General features: G+C 49.5%; 14 protein-coding genes. 3 read left to right on the top strand and 11 right to left on the bottom strand.

Annotation, left to right across the window (positions count from 1 at the left end):
• Positions 1–21 precede the first annotated feature (21 nt).
• Complete coding sequence (gene murQ, locus DFR27_RS02340) at positions 22–954, bottom strand: N-acetylmuramic acid 6-phosphate etherase (RefSeq protein ID WP_211327536.1); 933 nt, start codon at positions 952–954, stop codon at positions 22–24.
• A 94-nt stretch (positions 955–1,048) separates the two neighbouring features.
• On the opposite strand from murQ, the gene DFR27_RS02335 reads away from it, so the two are divergent.
• Positions 1,049–2,257: a dipeptidase gene (locus tag DFR27_RS02335; RefSeq protein WP_121875843.1), complete on the top strand. Its 1,209-nt coding sequence runs from the start codon at positions 1,049–1,051 to the stop codon at positions 2,255–2,257.
• Between the two features lie 143 nt (positions 2,258–2,400).
• On the opposite strand, the gene DFR27_RS02330 is transcribed toward DFR27_RS02335, so the two are convergent.
• Positions 2,401–3,243 (bottom strand): hypothetical protein, encoded by an 843-nt coding sequence (locus tag DFR27_RS02330; RefSeq protein ID WP_147434500.1) that lies wholly within the window; start codon positions 3,241–3,243, stop codon positions 2,401–2,403.
• A gap of 147 nt (positions 3,244–3,390) precedes the next feature.
• On the opposite strand from DFR27_RS02330, the gene DFR27_RS02325 reads away from it, so the two are divergent.
• Positions 3,391–4,002 carry a LysE family translocator gene (locus DFR27_RS02325; RefSeq protein WP_281269002.1) on the top strand — a complete coding sequence of 204 codons (612 nt, stop codon included), beginning with the start codon at positions 3,391–3,393 and terminating at the stop codon, positions 4,000–4,002.
• A gap of 103 nt (positions 4,003–4,105) precedes the next feature.
• Here the strand turns inward: DFR27_RS02325 and DFR27_RS02320 are convergent, their stop codons facing one another.
• The 4 genes from DFR27_RS02320 to DFR27_RS02305 all read right to left on the bottom strand — a co-directional run bounded on the left by DFR27_RS02320 (position 4,106) and on the right by DFR27_RS02305 (position 9,466).
• The gene (locus tag DFR27_RS02320; protein WP_121875840.1) at positions 4,106–5,815 is read right to left on the bottom strand and encodes a SulP family inorganic anion transporter; all 1,710 of its coding nucleotides are present in this window, start codon (positions 5,813–5,815) and stop codon (positions 4,106–4,108) included.
• Positions 5,816–5,818: 3 nt separating this feature from the next.
• Positions 5,819–7,420 carry a bifunctional protein tyrosine phosphatase family protein/NAD(P)/FAD-dependent oxidoreductase gene (locus DFR27_RS02315; RefSeq protein ID WP_121875839.1) on the bottom strand — a complete coding sequence of 534 codons (1,602 nt, stop codon included), beginning with the start codon at positions 7,418–7,420 and terminating at the stop codon, positions 5,819–5,821.
• A 13-nt stretch (positions 7,421–7,433) separates the two neighbouring features.
• Positions 7,434–8,315 carry an MBL fold metallo-hydrolase gene (locus tag DFR27_RS02310; protein WP_121875838.1) on the bottom strand — a complete coding sequence of 294 codons (882 nt, stop codon included), beginning with the start codon at positions 8,313–8,315 and terminating at the stop codon, positions 7,434–7,436.
• A gap of 140 nt (positions 8,316–8,455) precedes the next feature.
• Positions 8,456–9,466 carry an alpha/beta hydrolase family protein gene (locus tag DFR27_RS02305; protein ID WP_121875837.1) on the bottom strand — a complete coding sequence of 337 codons (1,011 nt, stop codon included), beginning with the start codon at positions 9,464–9,466 and terminating at the stop codon, positions 8,456–8,458.
• Positions 9,467–9,557: 91 nt separating this feature from the next.
• Here DFR27_RS02305 and DFR27_RS02300 point away from each other — a divergent pair, with 91 nt between their 5' ends.
• Complete coding sequence (locus tag DFR27_RS02300) at positions 9,558–10,559, top strand: nuclear transport factor 2 family protein (RefSeq protein ID WP_121875836.1); 1,002 nt, start codon at positions 9,558–9,560, stop codon at positions 10,557–10,559.
• A gap of 134 nt (positions 10,560–10,693) precedes the next feature.
• On the opposite strand, the gene DFR27_RS02295 is transcribed toward DFR27_RS02300, so the two are convergent.
• From DFR27_RS02295 to DFR27_RS02275, 5 genes are all read right to left on the bottom strand, one after another.
• Complete coding sequence (locus DFR27_RS02295) at positions 10,694–11,218, bottom strand: hypothetical protein (protein WP_121875835.1); 525 nt, start codon at positions 11,216–11,218, stop codon at positions 10,694–10,696.
• Positions 11,219–11,263: 45 nt separating this feature from the next.
• Entirely contained in the window at positions 11,264–12,781 is a 1,518-nt protein-coding gene (locus DFR27_RS02290) for a S10 family peptidase (protein WP_121875834.1), read from the bottom strand.
• A 63-nt stretch (positions 12,782–12,844) separates the two neighbouring features.
• Positions 12,845–13,687 (bottom strand): mechanosensitive ion channel family protein, encoded by an 843-nt coding sequence (locus DFR27_RS02285; protein WP_245962584.1) that lies wholly within the window; start codon positions 13,685–13,687, stop codon positions 12,845–12,847.
• Positions 13,688–13,813: 126 nt separating this feature from the next.
• A complete protein-coding gene (locus tag DFR27_RS02280; protein WP_121875833.1) occupies positions 13,814–15,835 on the bottom strand; it encodes a PKD domain-containing protein in 2,022 nt (673 codons plus the stop codon).
• Between the two features lie 285 nt (positions 15,836–16,120).
• Positions 16,121–18,082, bottom strand: a complete 1,962-nt coding sequence (locus DFR27_RS02275) for an amidohydrolase (protein WP_121875832.1) — start codon at positions 18,080–18,082, stop codon at positions 16,121–16,123.
• Positions 18,083–18,133 lie beyond the last annotated feature (51 nt).

The raw sequence follows: 18,133 nt of genomic DNA, 5'->3' as shown, positions 1-18,133 counted from the left end.
TCGAAGGCGCGTTAGTTATCATTATAGGTAAACAGCATCATTCAAGTGGCCGCTGCTTAATTCCAAGCGTGCTTCAGCGTCGTCAGCTGAAAGGTTGCAGAGTATCATTAATATGGCCACTTTAGCACGATAACCGCTAGCGAGCAGCGCCGCCTTAGCGACCTCGTACTCACATTCAGTTGCCAACATAACAATTCGTGCTGCACGAGCATAGAGCTTCTCGTTTGACGCCGACACATCAACCATCAAGTTTTGATAGACCTTGCCTAGTTTTACCATGGTTGCGGTGGATAGCATATTCAGAGCAAGCTTCTGTGCCGTTCCAGCTTTCAAACGTGTGGATCCCGTTAGTACTTCGGGCCCCACGTTCAGCGCAATGGCAACGTCTACCTGATGCAAAATAGGGCCATTAGGATTACAACTCATTGCCACGGTTTTGGCGCCAATCTCGTTCGCATAACTTAGCCCGCCTAACACGTAAGGAGTTCGGCCACTCGCGGCAATGCCCACCACGCAGTCCTTGGCAGTTAGTTTCAATTCGGCTAAATCGCGCGCTCCTAATTCAACACTATCCTCAGCACCCTCAACGGCTTTAAACATTGCGCCCTGTCCGCCAGCGAGTACGCCAACTACTAGGCCATGTGGTACCGAAAATGTAGGGGGACACTCTACTGCGTCTAACACCCCAAGACGGCCACTGGTGCCGGCACCAAGATAAATAAGCCGGCCACCCTGTTTGATAGCTGTTACGGCAGCATCAACTGCTTCGGCTACCGCTGGCAGAACCTTCGCAACCGCTGAGGCAACCGTTGCATCTTCACCATTTATGAGCGTCACGATATCCAAGCTGCTCAGCTGGTCTAAGTGGGCCGATTTATCATTGCGACGCTCGGACACCATGTTCTCCAGCTGCAAAATTAGCTCTTTTTCGCGTTGTTCGGTCAGTTGAATCATGTCACCTCGTTATAAGCTGGCGCCGTTGTGCTGCGAACCCTAACTGCGCTATGGTAGTTCTCATCATAATAACTACCTGCGAGTATGACGCAACATGAAAACCTCTTTAGCTTTAACTGCCGCTACGCTTTCTTTCGCTCTTATTGGTTGCCAGTCAGAGCAAACCGCCACCGAAACAACTGCTTCATCCAGCCCTGACCCCGTTGCGCTGGCACACGAGATGATTATTGCAGATACCCACGTAGACCTCCCCTATCGACTTGAGGCCCACTACGAGAATGTATTGGAATCCACCGTCACCGGCGATTTCGACTTCCCGCGCGCACGATCCGGTGGGTTGAACGCGCCCTTTATGTCCATCTATACGCCAGCGGGATTGGAATTTGAGGAAGTAGATACTTCTAAGCAGAATGCGGATCAGCTCATCGATATGATTGAATCCCTCGTGGCACAAGCACCTGAGCAGATGGCCATTGTTCGCTCTTGGTCCGAGCTCGAAGCAGCCGTTGACGAAGGTAAGCTAGCGCTGCCTTTAGGAATGGAAAATGGCTCACCAATTGAAGGCGATTTAGCCAACCTCCAGCACTTCTATAATCGAGGAATTCGCTATATCACACTTGCGCATTCTCGGAGTAATCACATCGCCGACTCAAGCTATGACTCGGAGAGGCCTGCCGGTGGTCTCACTGAATTTGGCGAGTTGCTAGTGTTAGAAATGAACAAGCTGGGTATTATGATTGATATCTCGCACGTCTCCGACGACGCCTTTTACGATGTGCTGCGCGTTACCAAGAAACCCGTCATTGCTAGCCACAGCTCTGCTCGACATTTTACCCCTGGTTTCGAACGCAATATGTCAGACGAGATGATCAAGGCGCTTGGTGATCAGGGTGGTGTTATTTTCATTAACTTTGGCAGCGCTTTCCTGACTGAAGCGGCGAACAACTATGGTCCTCAGCAACGCGAATTCCTTCGTGCTGCAGGTATGACTGATGCCGACTCTGAAGAGGCCAACGCGTTACTAGAAGAGTGGCGCCTAGCCAATCCCTATCCCTACGCTACGCTTGCTGATGTCCTAGATCACATTGATCACGCTGTTAGTCTGGCTGGTATTGACGCAGTAGGAATTGGCTCTGACTATGATGGCGTAGATGACACGCTACCAATAGGCTTAAAGGACGTCTCCAGCTATCCAAACCTCATCGAAGGCTTGCTGGGTCGTGGCTACAGCGTCGCCGATATTGAAAAGATTATGAGTGGCAATCTGAAGCGTGTTTGGCTTGAGGTAGAACAAGGGGAATAGCTTCTTAATCGCCATCGTTAGCAGCCGTTTGGGTACTAACGATAGTCAGCTACTCACGCAAGGCGCTAGGCATCTTCGCAGAGTTGACGCCTGGCATGTGCTAATAATAGGTGCCCAATACGCGAAGCCCCTTCGTGAGGAGCTTAAAAGGGTAAGTCAATGCCAAAGGTTAATGCCTTTACACCGCTTCCTCGTGTTATCCCTAGGTAGACTCGATCGAACTCGGAGCCCAAAATTTCCAATGGTTCTTCGAATCCAAAAGTAAGGCCCGCCTGATAGAGATTATCGACATTAATACCATTTCGATAGTCTCTGGTAAAAACCAGTTGGTTGGGGAAGTGCTGCCACATTACGTAAGTACTTAGGCCGACCTCTCTACCCCAGAGTTCGAAGCCAAGATCACGCCGAAAATCAAAGCCCAGCTGAATCAATGATAAACTCGAGGACTCCTCATCAGCTTTTTGATTTTCGTTCGCATAGACGAACTTCTGCGAACTACGAATATCCCAAACTTCATTGGGCTTCCATTCATTTTGGACCTTAAGACCAACCTGCCAGAATGTTACCATTTCATCACTACCGAAATCATAACCTACGCCGGCATTCATGAAGGGCCGCAGTCGAAATGTTTCACTGACTGGATAGACGTATTCAATTCCAGGGAGAAAGCTTAACGTTGCAAATTCCTTGGGAATCCACTCAGTTACGATGTCTTCACCCATACTCTTATAGCCAACCTGAAGTGGAAGTAGCAAACGCCAATTCGGTTCGGTACCCTCCCAATCAGTCAGATCTATTGAGAGCGGGACATTAACGACAACAACTCGCTCGTCATGAACCGAGTAGATGCCCGAGCCCAAGACCGTCGCATAGATATACTTTGCATCGATTTCTTTTTCCGCTGCCGGAGCAGGGTCAACATGATCGGGCTGGGGAGGCGCCTGAGCGAATAATGGTTGGGAGTTGACAGCCGATAATAGAGTCACTACACAAACACATAAAGTAATAAGCTTATTATTCATAATGTCTATTACAAACTATTCGAGCGCAGTTCGCTAGCACTTTTCGCCATCGACTTTTTGATGTTAATTATGGTAGTTTTGCCTCCATAAATTTCTCAAAGAGCATAAACTTTGGACTGGCAGATAGCTTTAGTATTTTTCCCTACTTTTTTCCTAGTCTCCATCACTCCAGGATTGTGCATGACGCTCGCGCTCACCTTGGGTATTCGCTACGGAGTGAGACGCACGCTGTGGATGATGTGGGGTGAATTATTAGGCGTTGCGCTGGTTGCTATCTCTTCCGTCATGGGCGTAGCGGCGTTACTTTTAAGCGTCCCAATTGCCTTTACTATTCTAAAAATACTAGGCGGCGGATACCTTATTTTCCTTGGGATAAAGAGCTGGCGTCAGTCGGCGACTGAATTTCATCTAGCCAGTACCTCAGTTAGTTCGGCTAAAGCACTTTTCAGCCAAGGATTTATTACCGCCATTGCCAACCCCAAGGGATGGGCCTTTATGGTAGCTTTGCTACCGCCCTTTATTAGCGAAACCAAGCCATTAGCACCGCAACTAACTACTCTAGTTTTGGTTATTTTTTGTACCGAGTTCATTTCGCTTCTTGCTTATGCTTCTGGCGGCCGCAGCTTGCGCAAGCTATTAGAGAAGCCCGGCAATGCTCAGCTACTGGAAAGGGTTTCCGGCACGGTCATGATTGCGCTGGGTATTTGGCTATTCGCCACCTAACCATTCCAAGTTACTTAGCTTTAACTTCGCGACCAAAAAACTATCGCTTTAACTTCGCGACCAGAAAACCATCACTTTTAACTTTCGATCAGAAGACACGATCCTAGCGAACCGTTCGTAGCGCCGAGAACGCCTCAAATTGGGTTAGGAAAATCTGCCCCGAGAGCTCTTCCACCAGCCCACTTGCCGTTAGCGTATCTAACACCGGGCCTTTCACTTCAGCTAAATGCAGCTTTATTCCCTGATCAAGTAGTGAATGGTTTAAGCTCTCTAGCATCTCAAGTGCGCTAAAATCTACCTCATTGACGGCGGAGCAAAACAGAATGACATGATGAATTTCGCCACGCTGATAAATAGCGTCGTTAATCATTTCATCAAGGTAGCTGGCATTTGCAAAGAACAGGCTTTCATCGGGTCGAACTGAGTAAATCGTTGGGTCCGTCATTACACGGTAACGATTGACGTTGCGAAAGTGCTCTGTACCCTCAACCAAACCCACCTCAGCCACGTGTGGCTTCGACGTCCGATAAAGATGCAGTGCAATTGAGATCACAACACCACTTGCAACCCCCACCTCAACACCCCAGACCAAGGTGATTAATACGGTTCCCAGCGCTGCCCAAAAGTCGCTCCTCGCGCAGCGCCAAGTCTTACGAAAAATACTAAAATCAATCAGACCTAGTACCGCTACGATAATGGTGGCCGCTAACGCCGCCTTGGGAAGGTAATAGAGTGTTGGTGTGAGTAACAGCGAGGCCAGCGCTATACCTAACGCTGTATAGAGACTCGCGGCTTGTGTTCTTGCGCCGGCATCGAAGTTCACGACAGAACGAGCAAACCCACCCGTGACGGGAAAACCTGATGAAATTGAACTAGCGACATTGGCCATTCCCAAGCCAATTAACTCCTGGTTTGGCGTAATCTTTTCGCGCCGCTTCGCCGCTAAAGTACGCCCCACTGAAACTGACTCCACATAGCCAATAATGGAGATCAACAAAGCGGGTAGCCACAACTGCTCCACCAACTCAAGCGAAGGAATGGTCAGGTTTAACGGCGGTAAACCACTCGGGATTTCGCCCGTAATAGCCACGCCATGCTGAGTTAATCCACCTAGAAACACCACAGCTATGCTACCAACCACAGCCAATATAGGCGTTGCTCTTGATACCGCTGCTGCCGAAGCTGAAGAAAGCCGAAAGAAACGCTGGAGTAACCTAGCCGTATGGGCTTTATTCCAATAAAGAAAGGCGATAACCGACACACCAATGGCCGCCGTCAACCAGTTGATATTGGCGAGTGAACTCCAAAGTGAAGGCAGAATGGCCGTTAAACTAGCGCCAGTGCCGTCAATGCCGAAAATATGCCGTGCCTGCCCAAAAGCTATAATAAGCCCTGACGCGGAAATAAATCCCGAGATGACCGCATGTGAGAGGAAGTGAGTCACCATCCCCAAGCGAAGCAGTCCCATAACAAGGAGAAAAATACCACTCAAAAGTGCTAGGGTGGCCGCCGCAACCAAGTAATGGGCCGTACCCGAGTCAGCCACTTCACCGAGTGTTGCGGCGGTCATTAAACTGACGACGGCAACTGGGCCCACGCTGAGCGTACTACTAGTTCCCCATAAACCGTAGGCTACCAAAGGAAGGATACTAGCGTAGAGCCCCACTTCCGGCGGAACACCGGCCAGCATTGCATACGCCAAACTTTGAGGGATCAGCAAGATAGTGACGATGACCGCAGCAATCATGTCGCCGCTAAAGTCGGCCCTACTGTAAGCAGAAATCCAGTGTCGAGCGGGAAGCCAATCCATCATTCGTTAGCGCTTTTCCGGGTTGGTTTTAGTGAGCCACTCTCGCCCCTTCACCATTAAATTCCAGTAAACCCAGGGCATAATTCGCTTCTTGAGTAACCAACCAAAGCGGGTTGCCGAGGTGGCCCTATTGAGCCACGCGGGGAATGTAGGTAACAGTCGACCTCCATAGCCAAACTCGGCTAGCACTACCTTGCCCTGAGCAACCGTGAGTGGACAGGCACCATAACCGTCATACAAAGTACTGCTCGAAGTCGCTGAGCGCCGCGCGATGATTTGATCTGCCACCACAACCACTTGCTTGCGAGCGGCCGCCATCGTTTTGGCATTCGCTGCACTAATGACATCTCCTGCGCCCCAGATATTTTCGTCTACGGTTGACTGTAGTGTTTCAGGATCAACGGACAACCAGCCTCCCGAATCGGCCAAGCCACTCTGCGCTACAAAGCTAGGGGCCATTTGTGGAGGGCAAACGTGAAGCATATCGAAGCGCTCTTCGCGCAGTCCCTTACCGCCCTCGCTGAGGTCTTCGAACCAAGCTATCTGCTGTTCTCCGTCAACTTTAACCAGCCTACTCTGGGTATTGACCTGCGCATCATACTGGGTGCAAAACCCCTTCAATGCGGGGACGAAGTCAGCGACGCCAAATAAACCAGGGGTTACGGTGTGAAATTGCACCCCAATTTGGGGCAAAACGCCGTTTCGACGCCAATGGTCTGCCGATAAATACATTGCCTTTTGCGGCGCTCCAGCACACTTAATAGGCATCGCCGGTTGCGTAAACAACGCTACACCCTGTTTTAGGCTGGAGACCAACTCCCAGGTATACGGGGCGAGGTCATAGCGGTAATTAGAGGTCACACCATTGCGTCCTAGGGCTGTGGCTAAACCTTCAACCCCATCCCAATCAAGTACCAAGCCAGGACAAACAACTAGCTGCTGGTAAGCCACTCGGCTACCGTCATCAAGCTCAACCACTTTTTCATCGGCGGTGATCTTAACGACCGCCTGTTTCCGCCAGGTAACACCTTTAGGAATCACATCCCTAGTCTCACGACGCGTGGACTCGGCACTCATCTCACCGGCTCCAACCAACGTCCAGCCCGGCTGATAAAAGTGTTCCGAAGCAGGGTCAATAATGGCGATACGCAACTGCGCCGAACGTTTCAACAAGCTTGCGGCGACACTAATTCCCGCCGAGCCTGCGCCGACAATAACCACATCATAGTGCGGCATTGCCGCTTGAGTCTGCGGCTGATTAGCAGCAGCGGTTTCAGCCATAACTCCCAAGGTTGCCTGAAAAAGATTCTGACAGCGATTACCCGTCCGACAGTACATATGCATTCGTTTTTCACTGGCCAAGATTGGCGCAAAGGCATCCACATGCGCTTTCGATAAGCCGCTACCCGAAAAAGGTATGTGGTGAATAGCGATACCATTATCACGCGCTACCGCCTCAATCTCCGCAAAGGGTGTTTGATCTGAAGACTCACTGTCAGGGCGGTTACAAACAATTATTTGCACGCCGTCGGCGGCGAGCTGTAACACATCAGCGGAGCTGATCTGACCGGATACGGTAACTGAATCACTCAAGTGTTTTGCTAACATCTACTGATCTCTACTAGTTGAATGCGTTAATGGGAATTTTTAGGTACACCAAGCCATTCGTCTCAGGCTCAGGCAAATCGCCTGCTCTCATATTAATCTGTAGTGATGGTAAGATTAAGCGAGGCATTGCTAAGCTCGCGTCACGAGTCTCTCTTGCCACAACAAAATCCGTCTTCAATTTGCCTTCACCTACATGGATATTATGGAGACGCTCAGCTTCGATAGTCGTTTCGAAACGGAGTTCTCTACCGTTTGGGCCATAGTCATGGCACATAAATACCCGGTAATTATCGGGAAGCGCTAGAATTTTTTGAATCGAATCGAAGAGTATTCCAGCGTCTCCGCCGGGGAAGTCAGCCCTTGCGGTGCCTGCATCGGGCATAAACAAGGTATCACCCACGAATACTGCATTACCTATCACATGGGTAAAACAGGCCGGCGTATGCCCGGGCGTATGCATTGCTGTAGCCATGAGATTACCAAGCTGATATTGCTCCCCATCAGAGAAAAGATGATCAAACTGAGTACCATCGCGATGGAAGTCTTGCCCCTCGTTAAAGATCGCTCCAAAGGTGTTCTGCACCGTAGTGATGTGTGCACCAATGGCAATCTTTCCGCCCAAAGCTTTCTTGAGATAAGGCGCTGCGGACAGGTGGTCTGCGTGGACATGAGTTTCGATAATCCAGTCAACCGAGAGATCCTGGTCACGTACAAACGCAATAATTTCATCCGCTCCACGGTAACTAATTGATCCCGATGCGTAGTCAAAGTCTAAGGCTGAGTCAATAATTGCACAACTTGACGAGCTCGGGTCTTGGACCACATAGCTGTAGGTATTTGAATCTGGCTCAAAAAAGTGTGTGACCACCGGCTTTAACATATTGCCTTTATTCATCTGAATCCCTCAAATCACTCCAATATATTAGATAATTCTAATATAATTTGCGTAGTTTGCCAAGCTAGCGTAGGCCGGACCCTCTGATTAAGGCCTTCGCTTAATTCCCAGTATATACCGTATAAAGTTTGAACATAAGCTTAGTGGTTCGCCTTGCGCCGGGCACGGATAAAGAAGGCCTGATCTCGTTCTATTGCGCGGTTAAAGGTTTCACCTCGAAAGAGATGATCGCTACCATTATAAAGATAGAGTTCATAGTCCTTATCCGCCTGGTAGAGACGGCCGGCTAAGTCGATACTATTTTCCACCGCGGTAGCTGGATCTAATCGCGCGTGCTGAATGATCAGCGGAGCATGAACCGCGGCAATCTGTGGCGCTACCTCAAGATCGCTGAACCGATAATCGCCATGATTTAGCTCTGCTAGTAATTCGTCGAAGAGTGGCTTGGACGCTAGATTAGAGTCAATGACTTCGCCATCGCCCAACGCTTCTGTCATCCAATAGCGACGAAAATCCTCGCCGGCGGTAGACCAAATGGAAGCAGCAGCTAGGCGATCTCCAAGCACGAGTGCAGCTCGCTGAGTAATTCCGCCCCCCATGGAGTGGCCGGCCATTACAACCTGTCGCGGGTTAACATTAGGCAACTTCATTGCCGCCCAATATGCTGCTATCACATCTCTAGTATAGTAATGCGCTGCGTAAGCTCGGCGAGTATACTCCGCTCCCTCAGAGCGGTTATGGCCCCGATAATCCGCCGCCACCACTAGATAGCCGAGGTTTGCATAGGCCGACACCAGTGCCCGATAATAATCTCCAGGCCGACTTACCGTGCCATCCGCTGAGACGCCATACTGAGGTGGGTTGGGGTGATAGCCGTGGTTAAAAATAAGCACCGGCCAGCCTGAAGCTGGCGCTTGATGGCTAGGATGAACAATCAATGCGAACTGGTTGAGCCCGTCTGCACTGTACGTTACCGCTTGATAACTTAAACCGTCCCGCTCGCTCGCAGGAGAGCTAAACTCGAACGACGAACCGCTTGATTCATCAACCCAAGTTTGCAGTTCAATTAGTGAAATACCATCGTTTGCTTGAGCCAATGCTGAAATCATACTCAGCGACAAAAGCCACCTAACGAACCAACGAGTCATCATAACTTTACTTCTCTTCTATTATCTAATTATTGGAATACCCTGTATTAATGTATATCCTAGGCCAAATGACTTCGAATGCAAAAGGTAATTTATGAACCGAGAACAACTCAAAGCAACCATTCAACCTTTTCGTGAAGCCGGCTACAGCGGTGGTTTGACGGCACTGCATGACGCCATTGACAAAGTATTCCTTCCATCGGCACTACTTCAGCTTGCCTTTCCCTTCGAAACCCTCGCTGACACCACGGCACTAAAAAACGTATACAGTGATCTTTATGCCGCCATACCTGATCTAGAACGGCGCGACACGATTGTCATGGCTGGCACGAACTCCGACGGCAGTGAGTGGGTTGGCTGCTGTGGCTATTATTGCGGTAGCTTTGAAGCCGACTGGTTAGATATACCAGCCACCGGCCACATGGTCGCAATGCGTTTCCACGAATTCTATCGAATCATCGATGGTCAAGTCAGTGAACTTCAAGCCTTATGGGACATCCCGGAGGTCATGATGCAGGCTAAGTCTTGGCCAATGTCTCCGAGTTTAGGTCGTGAATGGCATGTCCCAGGACCGGCAACGCAGGACGGTCTGGCTATTGTTAACCACTCCGAGGAACACGCTAACCAGTCCGCTACCACCGTACTGGATATGTGTAACGCGTTAGGAAATTATGCCAGCGGAGGTGTTGCCGCCATGCGTCTTAACGACTATTGGCATAAACGCTGCAGCTGGTACGGACCGGCGGGAATCGGCACGGCTCGGACGATTCAAAACTTCCGTAACTGGCACCAAATCCCTTTCCTCAACGGCTTACCTGACCGAGTTGGTGATGCGGCCAAAGGTTATTTGTTGGGTGATGGCAACTATGTAGGCTTTACCGCTTGGCCCGGTATGCACATGAGTGTTAGCGGAGATGGCTGGCTAGGGATTGCGCCCTCAGGTCAGAAGATAACCATGAGGAGTCTTGATTTTTGGCGCTGCGAAGGCAATTTGATTCGAGAGAACTGGGTGCTCGTGGATATTCTTCACGTGTACCACCAACTGGGCGTTGATGTTTTCCAGCGCTTACGTGAATTCAACAAAGCGCGGCGATAAGCTGCTGCGGCAACGAGAGCGACACACTAAGGAGCGCTCCACTGCGCGTAATTTTCGATATGTCAGCTTCGGCTGACATTCGAGAGCCCGTACTCGCGACGGCTACCGCTAGCACGAGCGAGAGTTCACTATTACTACTCGAGTTTAGCCTCAACGGCTGCAAGGATCTGGTTAATCTGCGCTTCAGAAAGTGTTGCGCGTTCAATCAGGCTAACGATTAAATCTGCCTCACTACCCTTATCGGCATCGCCAATCATCACTACCTTGTGCTCAAACACATTGTCATCAGCGCCTTCCTCAATCCACACTAGCTCATGAACTTCCGTTTGCTCACTATCAACCTCCACTGAGATATCAAGGTCCAACTGCGACATCTCTGCAGCCAGCCTTCCCAACTCCCTACCGAGAACCGCCTGAAGAGACGGCGGCAAGTCCGCCATCAAGGCGTCTCGTCCCGTTTGTGTTTCAAGCATTTCAGGAGTAAATGTTAACTCTGCCTCTTCGCCATCTACCGCGAGGTTAAGATGAATTTCTTTGGCGTTGTTAGCCTCCGCAGACTCATCAATTTCGATAATAATTTCTTGTGTTTGCGTAACCTCTGCCTGAACGGGAATGATCCACATCATTAACAGGCTAAGTAATACAATTGACAGCTTCACAGCTAGCTCCTTTTTTAGTTCATTATTTTTATTAGGCTGCCGCGATTAGTCATACTTCGCGGCCTCACCCGGTGCTGGCAGTGAATTCAAGATGAACTGCCTAAGGTCTTCGTTAGAGCGCTCTAAGTCTTCTCGGCGCAAATACATCATATGTCCGCTCTCATATCCTGCGAAACTCATTCTATCGCGCATCCGCCCGCTGGGGTCTAACTGCCACATCGTGTACTTCGCATCAAAATAATTCGTTGCGCCGTCGTAATAGCCGGACTGAATAAGGACATTTAAATAAGGGTTCTGTGCCATAGCCTGACGAAGATCTTCACCTGCTTGGTTACCTTCGCGATTCCAAGGATGCACCGGACCAAACATATTGTATTTAACGTTGGTCTGGTAACCGAGCTCTTCACGGAGATAGTAGTTGATTGCCGGAGTGAAGGAATGAAGCCAACTTGTGAGCTCCGCCCAGTAATCTGGTCGATCGCCCGCAAGACGACGATCAATACCTTTATAGCGGGAGTCCAATCGGCCAACGGTAAAGCCCTCGTCTCTTAGCAGAGACTTCCAGAATACACTATTGGCAATATCCAAGTTATTCCGTTGTACTTCAAGCTCGCTCAAACCTGAATAGGCCGCAACCTGTGCAGCCACGCGCGCGCGCTCATCTGCGCCTAAAAATGCGCCTTTGGCCACAGCCGGAAGGTACTCGTTTACCGCGTACTCCTCTACTTCCTCAAGGAACTCGAGTAACCCAAGACCTTGATAGCGCTCATCAAGTTGGTTGTGGTACCAAGCCGTGGCGGCAAAATAGGGGAGTCGATTGGCCACTTCCACTGGTCCATTTCGCTCTATCCCGATATCCGTAGGTGAAACCAGAATCACGCCATTGAGGTACATCCATTCATTGTTTTGCAGCGCTAACGCTAAGCCAGAAACTCGGGTTGTTCCATAGCTCTCTCCGATCAAGAATTTCGGCGAACGCCAACGATCTTTACGGGTTACGAACGTTTCCACCCAACCAGCCAGATAACTGATATCTTCATTCACCCCAAAGAACATCGCCTGCTGTTCATCTCTACTTGGCATGGTGCCATCAGCCGAAGGCAACACTCTAGAAAAGCCGGTATTCACTGGATTCACAAAGACAATATCTGCGACATCAAGCACCGAGAACGGATTTTCCTGTACTCCGTAGGGTTGGACTGGATAGCCCTCTTCGTCAATATTCAGAACCTTTGGGCCGGTGTAGGCAACATGCATCCAGACTGACGCTGAACCAGGACCTCCATTGAAGGAAATCAACAGCGGACGATTGGGATCATCACCCACATCGGTTCGCTGGTAGTAGGTGTAGAATAAGGTTGCTGTGGGGTGACCACTGTCATCGTAGACGGGCTGTGTACCCACCTCGGCACGGTAGCGAATCCGCTCGCCATTCACTCTAATTCGGTGCTCGGATACGGACGAACTATCTGCCTCAATTAACGCCGAATCGGCAACTTGCGCCTGGCTTGCTTGAACACCGAATACCGCGCCCAGCGCCAAGGTAGCTATTATCTTTAACACGTCTCTTACCCCATTAAAAAATTTGTGCGCTGTGGAAAGTTATCCGCAGCGCCCAATCGTGACTTAACCCTTGTCGAAATGGACATCCATTTGCGGGAATGGAATGGTAATGTCATTATCGTCTAAGGCACGCTTCACGTCCTCGATGATCGCGAAACGAGCCATCCAATAGTCGGCAGTGTTAACCCAAGGCCTAACCACTAGGTTTACTGAACTATCTGCCAATTCTGACACGGCCACCACCGGCTCGGGCTCATTCAGCACAAAATCATTTGCCTTCAATGCCGTCATAATAACAGACTTGGCGTCGCGCATATCTGACTCATAACTAATACCAACAACTATATCAACCCGTCGCGTGGGTAGGGCTGAATAATTAGTGATCTCAGATGCGTACACGGTTGAATTAGGCAAAATAATTACTTTGTTGTCGGGAGTTACCAACTTAGTAGAAAACAATTCAATGGTTTTGACCACCCCTACAATCCCCGAGGCTTCAATGAAGTCTCCAGAGCGAAAGGGCTTGAGCACAATAATCATGACGCCCGAGGAGAAATTTGAAAGTGAGTCCTTCAACGCCAGACCAATTGCTAAACCCGCAGCACCCAGCACCGCAACCAACGAGGTTGTTTCAACGCCTATTTCATTTAGCGTTGCAACCAGTACGGCACCCACAATGGTAATCTGAATAATCTTGGCCACAAAGCCGCTTACCGCCGGGTCTACACCACGAGATTTGAGGCGCTTATCTGTTTGGCGCCGAACTACGCCTGCAACATAAGTACCAATAAGAAAAATCAGCAGTGCAAAGAGTGCTTTCAAACCAATCTCTACGATAAGTTCGTGGTAATCTTGAAACCACGTTGTCACGTCAGCAACGATGACTTCAGCCTCTGTCATTTCCATTATTATTTCCTCGTTAGTTTCGTTAGTAACGATTCAATGTGATGAGTAGCCACCACGATTAGCTCAAAAAAAAGGGGTGACTCACGTCACCCCTTAAAACTAGCACAATGTCTCAAACTTCAGCTACTAAAAATCAACGCTCAGTGGATTCGAACATACTGAACCACCCACCTCACAGATCTGATAGGTGAAGGAAGTACCACTTACACCGGAATCCGTATCCTTGTAGTTTCCGTCGTTAGCGGTAGTTGCTCTAAGGCTACCATCACGATAAACCTCAACATTCGTTCCGACGGCTCCCGACCAGTTAAGCTGAACGGTCAAACGGCCGCGGCGGAGGTTCTGTGACCAGACACTGGCAGAAATCTCTCCGCCACCGGTGGTATCCGAAACGGTAAGCTGCTGATTCGCAGAGGCTGAGGTGCCCTCGTTATCTTCAACTAACAAGCTTACGGTGTAATCACCAGCAACAGCATAACTATGAGTAGGATTCTGTTGCGTGGAGGAATTGCCGTCCCCAAAGTCCCAATTCCACGCAACCACACTTCCATCTGAGTCGGAGCTAGTATCCGTGAATGATACGCTCAATTGATCAACCACTGAGCTGAAGTCAGCGGTAGGTGCGGCATTATTGGGCGGATTACCTACCAGTGCCATGCGCACATTATCCACTTCAATCGTTCCGGCTTCGGCGATGATATAGCTATAAACGGTCCAAATTCCGGCTGCCGACGTTGAGTAGTGGGTATAATCCGCCCACTCAGAAGTCAGTGCGAAGCTAGTTTCTTGGAAGGTAGAAGGGTCATCATCGTGAGTGTAGATTTCCTGCCCTTGGAAGTGCGTTGAGATCTTCGCCGTTGCCCCTGGGGTTGCGGCTCTCATCGATAGCGTAAATGCGTAGCTCTCGCCGCCTACTGTCGCGCCAGGTAATTGATCACCGGTTGCGTCAATAGGCTGATGGACTTCTTCACCCTGCTCTAAGCGGAGGTAGTAATCCCCATCCACCGCTTCCGCAGTATTCTGGATTCGCTCAACGCCACCATCAAAATAGCGCCAGCCAAAACCACCAAACGGCGCTACGTGCTCAAAGCTACCATTGGCAACGTCCCCACCGCGACCAAAGCCGTCAATGAAGTCGTTAGGCTGAATCCTGCTCCAAGCGGGGTTAATAGACTCTAAATGATCCACCAGCATATGAGCTTCGCCAGAATGCTCCCATTGTGAGCCATGAAATTGCTCCCACAGCCAGGAATACTTGAGTGCAGACAGATTGCCACCCACCTCAGCAACCACGTCATCAACATAATTGGCCGGCTCGTTCAAATCCCAACCGTAGGCATTCATCAAGACGATATGAACCGCATCACCATAAACTGAACGCAGATCGGCAATAACCGTTTTATAGCGGCCTTTAATTTTGTTTACCGGAGCGCCAACATCATTTGCGCCAGCGTTGACAACGATGATATGCGGATCAAAACCGCTTCGATAGCTGGCGTCCTGATTATAGTAGTCATCTGAGAAGATAAACGACGTGACATCGTTATCCTGACCGCCATCAAGCTTCGCACCACCAACGGCGGCCAAATGCATCTCCGCACCTAACATGCGACTCACCATTGCTGGGAAGGCATAATAGGTACCCGAATCACCGGAATCTCGCTCGCTGTAATTTGAGGTCCCATCCATATTGGAATCGCCAAAGAACTCAATGCGAAGGTCTGGTCTTGCGGGTGGAGCAAGGATCGTTCCATCTAGATCAAAACCATAAACAGTTAAGTTGGTGTTGTAGAAAGTTTCCTTAAACAACTCAACTGTATGTATGCCCGGGGATAGCCCTTCTGCCAGAACATACTCGGCGCGCTCGGGGTCCATGTATAAACGTGGCTCTGAAGGCACACCGTCAATAATGACACGAAATTGTTCAGTACCATCTCCTGGGTCAAAGTCGCCAGCAAGACGAGTACCATCAAAGCGAATCTTGATGCTTGATCCTTGCCATGCTACCCATGGCTCGGAGGGGTTATCAAAATTCCAGCGCCCGGTGTACTGGATATTGGTATTGCTTGGATCTACAAACGCTGCAAGGCTTGGCATTGATAATGCGGCCAGCAATGAACAAGTCCCAATTGTTTTAAGCAGTTTCATATTCTATTCCTTATGCGAAATGATGAGCCCGTTGTTATAGTTATTTAGAAGGCTCCCAATCACCAAACGTAGTAATTACCTGGTTGAGTGATTATTCATTTTGGCGTGATGTGATCACAACAGGCAAGAAATTGATCAAAAAACAAACAAGACCGTTTTTCATCTTCTCGTGAATTTATTTCAAGAGGTCGAAGAATACTGGGCTGGACGGCACAAATTTAGAGATGAAAGGTTAACGACAACGCACCTTCATTCAGTGCGTCATCGTTGAATTAGCGGTTCACTTTAAAAAACGCGAGCGCCATTAATGTAGGTTGCAATGACTTCGGTGGTGCAGTAACTGTCATCGTAAAGCTTATCGCAGGCGTTGTAGATTGACTCAGCCGTTTCCTCATCACTCGGATCGAATACCGAAGCAAGGGCTAATAAATCATTATTAAGAATGATGAAGTCAGCGTGCTTTCCTACTTCAAGTGAGCCAGTCTGCTGCGCATGTCTCATGGCTTTTGCCCCGTTGATTGTATAAGCATCCAAGACGTCTTTCATCGAGAGTCGTTCGGCAGCGTTCATCACCACCCATTGCCATTCACTTTCTTCGTCTAAGGCATTCTCAGCAACCCAATCGGCCCTTAAGAATGCCCCAACGATATTGGTAAACGGTCTAGGACCTTGAAAGTCTACTGGCGCATCACTACCGAAGGACAGCATCCCACCGGCGCTGCGAATAGACTCGGCCGGATATACATTGCGCAGGTATTCACTATCTTCACGATAGAGGTCATCCACATCATAGATATTAGCCACCTTGGAGATAAACGGTATAACCGATTGGTCATAGGCCTGCCAAGGCGTGAACCAAGATGGCGTAGGGGTGGCAAAGACCTCTAACTCGGCAAAACGAGGTATATCTTCACGCTGAACCAACTGCAAGTGGGAAATATTGTGAGGCAGCTTACTGTCTCGCTCGGATCTTGCCACCGCGACAGCATCTAGCGCAATACTCACCGCCCTATCCCCAATGGCATGGAAGTGCATAACTAAGCCTTCTTGGTCTGCGCGGTTAACTAGGCGACCAACAGCCTCTGGCTGGAGCTCAAGATAGCCACGAGCGATGCTGGTGTGATCGTCATAATGCGTATCCCCATTCGCTGCTATCTCCGCCGATTTATAGGGCTCAAATAGCGCCGCGGTTTGCGTAGGATATTCAATGACTCCGTCTACGAATAGTTTGATTCCTTCAATGCTCAGTCTGTCGAAGGCGGCTAATGCTGTTTGAGCTTCCCGCACATCATCAATAAGCATATCTAGTTCAAGCTCCCCACTCTCGTTCACGTGAACGTCTTTTTTCAGCCCATAGGAAAGGCTGACGCGAGGGGCTAAGTCGTTAGCCTCAGCGAGGGCGGAATATACAGCTATATCCCGCTCAGCCGCCCACGCCTCACTTAGCGCGGTAATACCATTACTTAGGAAGTATTGATTAATTTCGTCGGCACGGGCGATGAACTGCTCTACGGTAGTAGTTTCATACTTGAATAGGTCCCAGGCTGCCTGACTGCGGAGCTGCCCCTTAGGCTTACCCGCTTCGTTCAAGGGGATGAGTTCTCTATAGCTGCTTAGCTCGTTACTAAGCGTGTCTGCATTGATGACAATAGCCTCTCCTTGAAAGGTTGCTGCACGTTGCAGCGCATAGTGGTTGACCGCGTAGGCGTGTCCATCATTGCCAATGAGAATGATTTTGTGTTTTGAAGAAACTTCATCTAAGCCCGTGGCGATATCGGGGTAATCTCCCAGGAATACCGGGCTATCAGAACCGTAGCCATTAAACTGACTCACTGTTATCCACCCGCCTTCATCAGGCAGGCTAGGATGCTCTGTCACGCATGTTTGCAGTGTGCCGACGAGCTCAGCCAGATCAAACTCGTTTTGATCTGGCAAGACGCAAGTAGTTTGCTCTAGCGCAAGTAGTGGGTGAATATGACTATCGTGGATACCGGGCATTAAAAATTGATTCGCTAAATCAATTTGTTCAGTCTGATCAGTAACAAATACACTCACCTCTTCGACAGAGCCAACGGCAAGAATCTTATCGCCCTTCAGCGCCATGGCCTCAACAACACTCTGATCGGCATCGGCCGTATAGATGGTTCCGTTAAAGAAGTATTTATCTGCCGATGGTCGTTCGGGTGTGCACCCCATTACTAGTACAAGGCCAGATAGAACTAAGGCTAACGTTCGCTTCGTGGACATAAAATTCTTACTCGCTAATTATTTTTGTGATCACATTATTATGAACGCCGT

Origin of the sequence: Umboniibacter marinipuniceus, from assembly GCF_003688415.1 — a bacterium.
In the GTDB taxonomy this organism is placed as follows: domain Bacteria; phylum Pseudomonadota; class Gammaproteobacteria; order Pseudomonadales; family DSM-25080; genus Umboniibacter; species Umboniibacter marinipuniceus.
The sequence above is the reverse complement of the archived record's forward strand: the minus strand, read 5'-3'. Positions and strand labels throughout refer to the sequence as shown.

Excerpts from the sequence above, each read along its gene's own strand:
- murQ (WP_211327536.1), bottom strand. The coding sequence starts at position 954 with ATGATTCAACTGACCGAACAACGCGAAAAAGAGCTAATTTTGCAGCTG.
- DFR27_RS02335 (WP_121875843.1), top strand. The coding sequence starts at position 1,049 with ATGAAAACCTCTTTAGCTTTAACTGCCGCTACGCTTTCTTTCGCTCTT.
- DFR27_RS02320 (WP_121875840.1), bottom strand. The coding sequence starts at position 5,815 with ATGATGGATTGGCTTCCCGCTCGACACTGGATTTCTGCTTACAGTAGG.
- DFR27_RS02315 (WP_121875839.1), bottom strand. The coding sequence starts at position 7,420 with ATGTTAGCAAAACACTTGAGTGATTCAGTTACCGTATCCGGTCAGATC.
- DFR27_RS02310 (WP_121875838.1), bottom strand. The coding sequence starts at position 8,315 with ATGAATAAAGGCAATATGTTAAAGCCGGTGGTCACACACTTTTTTGAG.
- DFR27_RS02305 (WP_121875837.1), bottom strand. The coding sequence starts at position 9,466 with ATGATGACTCGTTGGTTCGTTAGGTGGCTTTTGTCGCTGAGTATGATT.
- DFR27_RS02300 (WP_121875836.1), top strand. The coding sequence starts at position 9,558 with ATGAACCGAGAACAACTCAAAGCAACCATTCAACCTTTTCGTGAAGCC.
- DFR27_RS02285 (WP_245962584.1), bottom strand. The coding sequence starts at position 13,687 with ATGGAAATGACAGAGGCTGAAGTCATCGTTGCTGACGTGACAACGTGG.
- DFR27_RS02280 (WP_121875833.1), bottom strand. The coding sequence starts at position 15,835 with ATGAAACTGCTTAAAACAATTGGGACTTGTTCATTGCTGGCCGCATTA.
- DFR27_RS02275 (WP_121875832.1), bottom strand. The coding sequence starts at position 18,082 with ATGTCCACGAAGCGAACGTTAGCCTTAGTTCTATCTGGCCTTGTACTA.